The sequence below is a fragment of the Burkholderia sp. 572 genome, assembly GCF_040545135.1.
GTDB classification, from domain to species: domain Bacteria; phylum Pseudomonadota; class Gammaproteobacteria; order Burkholderiales; family Burkholderiaceae; genus Burkholderia; species Burkholderia cepacia.
In genome coordinates this window covers 18,892-27,281 of record NZ_JBEPLH010000045.1, presented here as the reverse complement: position 1 = coordinate 27,281, position 8,390 = coordinate 18,892, and the positions used below count along the sequence as shown (strand labels likewise).

Below are 8,390 nucleotides of genomic sequence, written 5' to 3'. Positions count from 1 at the left end.
CCGGCGCCGGACACCCGGCGGCCGAACAGCTTACGCGGCACGAAAGCGGACATTTCTATGTAGCCAAAAGCGGACATTTCAATCTAGCCACTACAGAATCAAAAAATGATCATCAGCATTATGTAAAATGAAATCCTGAATAATGCTTTGGGCACTAAGCGCAGCGTAAGTGCCGGCGCCGGCGGCCACCGCCTGAGCGCGCGTTCGACCTACAGAGGCACTCATGCATTCCGATTGGTTCATTGTTGTCGGCGGCCTGGCCCACGACCTCGCGACGAACATGCTGTATCTGATGCCGGTTCTCATCGTGCTTATGGCGATCGGCGCGTGGCGGGCCCTGCGACAGGCCGATGAAGTTGTTCGCGAGCTCCAGCGTGCGAAAGAGCAGCCGGCTCGCGATCGCGCGGCGGAAAACACGGAGCGGCGGCCATGAGTTCGCCGTCCCTGTCGCACGGAATGGCGATCGCCGGGATCGCCTTCATGCCACGCCCGAAGCGATCACCTACAGGCTTAGAGAAACGGACGACATGCGTAGAACAAATCGAAGCTCCCTCTTCCGCACGGCGACAATCTCCTTTGCGGCCGCAGTTGTCGCGATCGTCTACGGAATGGAGCATCGTACCGATCCAGTGGCAGTATATTGGTCAAGCATAGTGGCGCCTGGAGCGCTCATCGTTGCACTTTTGAGCGCGATTTTTGTTGCTTTCAGTGGTCTGGATAAGCGAGAGGAGTAGATGTCTCTGCTCGATGGTTGGATTGTCGAAAGCGCAATGCTTGGCCACGCACCATCGATCGGCGATCTTGCCATGTGGGCAGTTGCCGAAGGCGGTAGTGGTCGTTCTTCGGGGGCGCGAGACCCCGCGGCGGCGAAGCCGCTCGAACGGAACCGAAGGCTCTCCGTAACTATCAATGGGAAAAGTGTGGTTCTTCGCGGCGATCTCGATCGACTTCCGGAACCAGGCGAGATCGTGCGCATGCTCGCTATGCTCTACGCCCGTCGAGATAGTACAAGGCCGGAGTACGGAGGGGCGCGTTGGTATTCGATCGAACGCGTAGGCGAGACCTATCGAGTGATTCCAAGCTGATCGGTGCGTGCGCCCTCGTGCGAAAAACTACCTTCGCCCGGTGGTCGTAAGCTGGGTGATCAGCACTGCACGGTCTCGCCGTAGGTCAGGTACTCGCGCTGGCGTACGCACGAGATCAAGGGCCGCTACTTAGTGGTGGAGGTCCCAATCCTACTTCGCTGGGCAACTGCAGGTTGCGCTCGATCACTCCGACTTCAGCTGCTCTATGCAACCCGCATCCCGGCGGGTCTTGCGGTCGAACCACTCAGCCAAACCTCCAGGATGCGTGTCTAGCCGAGCGACGAGCGGCGATCCATCGATTTATCTCGGTGATTATTGAAGCGACTCAACACGGCGCCACACGACCCTGGCGGAACGCTCACCATGAATTAGCACGGAAATCGGAATAGTCCCGCTCAACGTGAAAAAAAGAGGCAGCACTATTTCTTTCAAACGCCATTCAATTAATTAACGAGTGTAATTATGTGCCGTCATGGGTCGAGGAGCGGCTAATGTAAAGCATCGTTAGCTCGAGGCGGCGTAGAATCGACCTTTTGATAATATGAATCGTTGAGTCCGTATCACTCAACGAGCCGCGTTTCGCCAACGCCTGAAGGCCGAGCAAGCTGCCGAGAGATTGAGCCTTCTCCTGTTAATGTGGCGCCAGTTCGCCGCCCGACGTTGCTCGGCGGCTGTTTTTTCTTTGCACATCGCACGGGGTTGCTTGATGGTTTCTGATCTGTTGAACAAAGCGCTGCGTGCGCAATACGTGCAATTGGGACGGATCGTCCGACTTGATACGCCGCTGGGCGAAAACCGCTTGATCCCACTCTATGTTCGGGGTCGTGCATGCCTTGGACGAGACTTCGAATTTACGATAGACGCAACGTCGACGCAGCTTGAATCAATTCAGGCCAAGGCGCTGATCCGGCAGTCCGTGACGCTGTGGATTCGCCAGGTTGATGGAAGTGAAATGCCGATTCACGGTTATGTGACCGCATTCAGTCGCCTGGGCGGGGATGGAGCCAATACCTATTACCAGCTCCGATTTAATTCGTACCTCGCCCTCCTTCGGCTTGGTAGCGACCGGCGCGACTGGATCGAGACGCCCGCGCAGCAAACGGTGGCGGACGTGCTCGGAAAATATCCGCAGGCAACTGGCAATTTCACCTGGCAACTACGCCAAGCGTTGCGCTCCTATTCGCAGCGTGTGCAATGGGAGTCCGACTGGAACTACGTCCATCGCACATTTGAGGAGCTCGGCGTGTTTCCGCGTTTCGAAGTGGCGGAGGACGGCAAGTCACACAAGATCGTCATCATGGACGATCTTTTCTCCGTCCCCGAACTGACACACAAGACCATTTCGTTCAGCCGCTCCGTACAAGACGAGGAATTCGACGGTCTCTGCGAATGGGTCGATTCTCAAGAAATTCAGTCGGCTGAACTCGACACTGGGACATTCGACTATAAGCGCCCTGACCTCCCCAAACATGTCACCATGCCGGCGCTCGACCTGGACGATGTACCTGGCTTGGGCGAACAGTACGACTACACGGGCTCGCATACATGGTCCGACCACGATATGGGCGAAAGTCAGGCCAACTATGTTACTCAGGGATGGCGCTCGCGTGCGCAGCGCTTCTACGGTGTAGGTGCATTACGTTGCGCCTGGCCGGGTCGCTACGGCGTATTGACGGGGCACCCCGTGCACGATGCGCAATCGGAGCAGGATCGCGAAATGGCGATTCTTTCCGTGAATTGGCTGATCCAGAACAACGTACCTGGGCTTGAGAACCTGATGCGTTTTCGCAAGAGCCTTCGTGCAGAGGTCGAGCAAGCACGTGCTACGGGCGTAGGTTCGGCGGTGCGGCATGACGACGGAGGTGTTGGCTTTTTCCACGTCGAGATCGAAGCTCAACGACGCAGTGTTGCCTTTCGCAGCCCGTTCGAACACAAGAAGCCTGTTATGCAGTTGCAGACCGGCATCGTCGGAGGGCCGGACGAAGAGGAAATCTATACGGACGACATGCTTCGCGCAAAAATTCGGCTGACATCTGATCGGCTTAACGATGGTGACCAGAACGTGTCTGCGTGGATACGCGCGGCCATGCCCGATGCGGGCTACAAACGCGGTGGCATGTTCCCGCTGCGCAAGAACGACGAATGCTTGATCGGCTTCATCAACGGCGATTGCGATCGCCCCGTGATCCTTTCCAGGATGCACGGCGGGAAAAGCATGCCTGAATGGCACACGCATGGCCTGACCTCGGGCTTGTTGTCACGCGAGTATGGTGGCGATGGCTACAACCAACTCATGATGGACGACGCCACCGGTCAAAATCGCGTGCATTTGTACTCAACCAGCTATAGCAGCCACCTTCATCTGGGCTACCTAATCCAGCACTCGGGGAATACACGTGGCGCATTTATCGGCCACGGATTCGACCTCAAGTCACTAGCCTATGGTGCTGTGAGGGCTGAACAAGGTCTCTACGTCTCGACGCAACCCGCTTCCACGCAACCACTGAGTACGGGACCAGCGTCTGAACAGCTTACCCGCGCCGAAGCGTTGCTGGAGACGACTTCGAAGGCGAGCGAGACGAACCGGGCGCAAAGCCAACAACGCGGCCGCGATGCGCTAAAAGCATTCACCGACGCCACGCAGCAAGCGGTGGCCGGCACAAGCAAGGGTGGCCGTACGGCAGGTGGCGGCACCGGCAACGCGAACGGGTTCGCGAAGCCGATCATGCTGCTGTCGAGCCCGGAAGGGATCGCCGCGTCGACTCAAGGGTCAGCCCACATCACGGCAAACAAGCAAACCAATATGGTTGCCGGGGAGGATATCAATCTTGCCGCCGGCCGGGCTTTGCTCGCCAGCGTACTGGAACAGATCAGCCTGTTTGCGCAAAAGCTCGGTGTCAAAATCTACGCTGCAGGTGGCCCGATTGACTTACAAGCCCAGAATGACTCGATGAGCCTGGCGGCCTCGCAGGATGTGAAGATCACGGCAGGGAAGAAGATGTACTTGTCAGCTGACGAGATATGGATTGGCGCGAACGGCTCATATATCAAGTTGACGGCGAACATGATTGAGAACGCAACGTCGGGGCAAATTTTGGAAAAATGCGCGAATTGGGAAAAAGCAGGTGCCGCGAGTGGGTCGCTCCAGAATCCGCTTCACTCGTCGCCGGTATCGGCCGACGGCGGGCGTTTTACGGTGTTCTCTGGGTAAGAACCCCGGTACAGCAGGCATCAACAAAAAAATCTTGAAACCGAATCCGAGTCGGGAAATATGAGCAAGACAGCCCCCAAAAAGAAACACCATCCGCCGGCCGCGCCACATCCAGAGCCGAAGCCAGCCGAGCCCGCTGATACCCCGCTGAGTTGGGCGTATCCCTTCACGCCGGTGGGCCAGAATGACGCGACTGACCCGATGACTTACTTCAAGGCGCTGGCGAAATGCGAGAACGGCTTTTATCCGCTGGGCGTCAGCGGGATGTGGCACGGAGGCGTGCATTTCGCCGCCGGCAGCGCGGAGATGTTGAAGCAGGACAGCGGGGTGCGCGCGATCGCGGACGGCAAGATCGTTGCGTACAGGCTGAACAAGGAGTATGAGGAGACGACATATCCAAACAACGCTGGTCTGGCGCACTACTCGACCGGCTTTGTATTGGTTAGGCATGAACTGAAATTGCCACCATTACCGCCGAAACCGGCACCGAAGCAACCTGAGAAGCCCGCATCGGCGCCGGCAACCGCGCCAGCATCGGCCCCAACTGCCACGCCTCCGACATCTACTCCCGCCGCCGACACACCGCCCAGCGGCAAACCGGCAAACGACAAACCCCTCGTGTTCTTCAGCTTGTACATGCACACGATGGATTGGAAGACCTATCAGAAGGCGATCGAGCAGGCCAAATCCAATCCGAAGCCTGATCCGTCGCTTCCCGCTCCGATGTCGTATTGGGAAGGCGACCGCTACTATCGTGTTGGTGCGAAGGCCAAAGACACACAAACCGTTGACAAGCCGAAGGCACCTGCGCAGCCGCCTTCAGCACCTGGCGATCCGGCCGGCAATCTACCTAATCAGAACGCCAACGGAGACGAGCCGTCGTCCGCAAGTAGCGATCAAGATATGGGTCCGCCGGTTCTAGCGACAGGGTTGCACATTCGAGAGCAGCCTGACGGCAAGAGTAAGATCCTCGGTCTGTTACCAACCGGAGCCGAAGTGATTGCAGGTGAAGGCGATCCCGCACACAAGGACTGGATAAAGATCAAGGCGATTAAATCGGGGACGATTCTGCCTGCGGTTGTTGGCAAACCGGTATCCTCTCAAGCACCTTGGAGCTACCTTTTCAAGGGGGAGCTGGATGCGGTTGTAGATCCGACGCCGCTAGATGCGGTCGTCATTCTAAAGGACCCGCAGAAAGTCAATGCTGGCGAGGTCCTCGCTCATGTTGGTCAGTATCAATGGCCAATGAAGGCAAGTCCGATGCCACCCCAGCCGAACTTTCCTATGTTGCACCTCGAAGTGTTTGCCGGTTCGGATTTCAAGGACTTCATGGAGAAAAGCCGCGCTCGCGCGAAAGAGCTGAACGACAACAACAAGCCACTTCTTGAAATCGAACCGGGGGCCCAACTGGTAAGCGACATTCCAGAGCCGGATCAGAAGCTGACCCAAGCGGGATTGAAGCTTGTGCCGCTAGGCGACCCAAAAAGCTCGCGTTGGGTGAAGGTGCAGCCGAAGAGCGTGACAAATCAACCAGCTAAGGGGAAACACAAGGCCACGCAAACCCTCACTGACGTCGGGAAGCCGATGTGGGTCGAAAGCGCTCTCGCAGATACGATCAGCACCGGGAATGTTCCAGGTTGGCAAAACTTTCCGCTGGACGTTTCTAGGGCAGCGGGCCCAGGGGCAGACTTTCGGGACGTTTTACAGCGTGCCGAACTCGGCAAGCTTGGCGCCGGCAATATCGCGGTCGACGACAAAGACCACCATTGGTGGAACATCAAGATCGGTTCGAAGGACGGGTCGGAACGACAGGGTTGGATCTGTGATACCGGCCACCCGCACGTACAATTCCGGAGTCCGTGGGAATGGCCAGGCTTCGAATTGGTCGACAACGGCAGTGTGAGCCCGTCAGATATGTTCAAACGTCATGTCCATACGACCGAGCAATATCTGGCAGATGAGGACGGTACCGAGTTTATGGGCGAGGCTGCGAAAGTAAACGCTGGCGAACTCATCACGAAGCTCGAAAAGGCGATCGATACGAACACCGATGGGAAGGTATCGGCGCAGGAACTGAAACATGCACTGGAAACGCGGTGGATGGCTGAAGCGGTTTCGCATCTTGTTGTGCGCAATGAAACCGAATGGGGTGGCGGTCTCGGAAAATGGGAGGAACTCACTCCGCTCATGCAGAAGCAAACTGAGATGTGGAAGACAGAGCTTGACCGACTCGCGAAGCTTCAGTGGTGGGAGAAAATACAAGGGGTCGATGGGTTCCCCTCGGACCTTTCGCCTTGGCACCTTCATCCAATAGGATTGCTTTCGAATTTCTTGGCCACTGTTAGAAAGCGGCGCGATTACGATCTTGGTGGACTCTCGACATTTTATGAGACTAGTGGTCGAGGACCGATTGCCATTTCCGGCGGTAGCGGCGATCCAGGTGGGGTCTCCTACGGCTCGTATCAGTTTACGAGCCAGACTCGTCAGAGAAACGGTACCACGGTAATTGGCGGAAGAGCGAAGCAGTTTGTTACGTGGTCTGGATTTCCTTGGCCGGGAGCGTTCGATGGATTAACGCCCGGGTCTTCAGAATTTTCGGATAAGTGGCGAGAGCTCGTTAAGTCGGATGAATCAAAATTTCACGAAGCCGAGCATACATTTACAAGAGTGACACATTACGACATACAGATTCAGACAATTGCAGATTCGCAGCATGTTGACATGAGATACCATTCTCATGCCTTGAATGATGTCATTTGGTCAACTTGTGTGCAGCATGGGCCGGCGACTGATGTTGTCACGACTGCGATGAGTACCCTTGGGCCGCCAACCGAGACGCGAGATTACGATGTAAAGCTGATTGACGCTATCTACGCAGAGCGCGGAAGAAAGGACTCGCATGGTAATCTTGTCCGGTTTATTCATTCGTCGGCTGCTGAGCAAGAAAATGTGGGAAAGAGATTTGTTTCGGAACGAGTGAAAGCGCAGCGGGAGCTTGCCAATGAGAAAGATTACTAAAATAACGATTTTTGGGTTGTTTGTTTTTTACCCTCTTTTTGCGAGCGCCGAGGGTTCGGTGAAGTTCTATTCTGCTCAGGGTGCAGATGCCGCCTTAGCTCAACGTGACGGTAGTTATACGCTGACGCTTTCTGGTGGGGCACCGGCAGCAGGTGCGTCCACTTCGGCAGATTGCTATATCAAATCCAAGGAGACAAAGCTGGAAAATGGTCTCCTTGATGTGGAACTTGCTCCAGTTCATAATGAAATAGCAGATCTGAGTGCAAGGGGCGTCGCGGGTCGTCGCATGGTGGCGAGTGTCAATAATTCAGCTATAGAGGTAAAAGAGGCGGCCGTCCAAGGTGTTTGCGCTGATGATATAGATCTTACTGGTGCGTACAAAATTGTGAATGGCGGGAATGGTCTTAGGGAAAAATATACCTATTATCTTTCCATGGTGCATTCGGAGGCGATTATTTTCCTGAAAAGCAACCTCCCGGGAAATGCTGTTGACATTCTTTCCCCATACATAACCTCGTATCAAGAGAAGTGGCTGCACGAGAGAAATACGCGTGATATCTTGATTTCATCGCTTAACGACTATGCATACGCCCTTCAGCTCGTTAAGCGGAACGGTGAGGCGGTTTCGGTTTTGGAAACGGTATTGTCCGTTGCTCCCAATAGAGCGGTGGCTTGGCTTAACATAGCTGATTCCTATTGGGATATGGGCGACTCGCAGAAAGCGCGTCCGGCATATAAGAAATACGTAGATTTGATGACTAGGTCGGGCAACGCTGCAAAGATTCCTGCTCGGGTAAATGACCGAAATGTCAATTAATCTCATCCGAGTCGGAGACAGCACTGATCATGGCGGTAAAGTTGAAACAGGGTCTGCAACCATGCGTTTTGACGGTCGCTACGTCTCTCGTAAGGGGGATCGAGTGTCGTGTCCGCAGCACCCAGATGTGTCACCTAACGTCATAGAGGAAGGTGATTCTTCGATGACGGACGGCGGTATCCCGATCGCCCGGCATGGGCATCGGGCGACATGTGGTTGTCACCTCATCTCGAGCCTGATCTGAAAGCGTTGCGTCGTC

At 55.6% G+C, this 8,390-nt stretch carries 6 protein-coding genes; all 6 read left to right on the top strand.

Annotated features, from left to right (window positions below):
* The first annotated feature begins 223 nt into the window (after positions 1-223).
* The 6 genes from ABIC51_RS40130 (at position 224) to ABIC51_RS40105 (ending at position 8,375) form a co-directional block, all read left to right on the top strand.
* On the top strand, positions 224-433 hold the full coding sequence (locus tag ABIC51_RS40130; RefSeq protein WP_060063928.1) for a hypothetical protein: 210 nt from the start codon (positions 224-226) through the stop codon (positions 431-433).
* A gap of 301 nt (positions 434-734) precedes the next feature.
* The gene (locus tag ABIC51_RS40125; RefSeq protein ID WP_175901742.1) at positions 735-1,085 is read left to right on the top strand and encodes a hypothetical protein; all 351 of its coding nucleotides are present in this window, start codon (positions 735-737) and stop codon (positions 1,083-1,085) included.
* A gap of 706 nt (positions 1,086-1,791) precedes the next feature.
* The gene (locus ABIC51_RS40120) at positions 1,792-4,296 is read left to right on the top strand and encodes a type VI secretion system Vgr family protein (RefSeq protein WP_175901744.1); all 2,505 of its coding nucleotides are present in this window, start codon (positions 1,792-1,794) and stop codon (positions 4,294-4,296) included.
* Positions 4,297-4,356: 60 nt separating this feature from the next.
* Complete coding sequence (locus tag ABIC51_RS40115; protein ID WP_226129860.1) at positions 4,357-7,314, top strand: VgrG-related protein; 2,958 nt, start codon at positions 4,357-4,359, stop codon at positions 7,312-7,314.
* Entirely contained in the window at positions 7,298-8,131 is an 834-nt protein-coding gene (locus tag ABIC51_RS40110; RefSeq protein ID WP_175901747.1) for a tetratricopeptide repeat protein, read from the top strand. Before ABIC51_RS40115 ends, ABIC51_RS40110 begins: the two co-directional genes overlap by 17 nt.
* Positions 8,121-8,375, top strand: a complete 255-nt coding sequence (locus ABIC51_RS40105; protein ID WP_146255062.1) for a PAAR domain-containing protein — start codon at positions 8,121-8,123, stop codon at positions 8,373-8,375. Before ABIC51_RS40110 ends, ABIC51_RS40105 begins: the two co-directional genes overlap by 11 nt.
* Positions 8,376-8,390 lie beyond the last annotated feature (15 nt).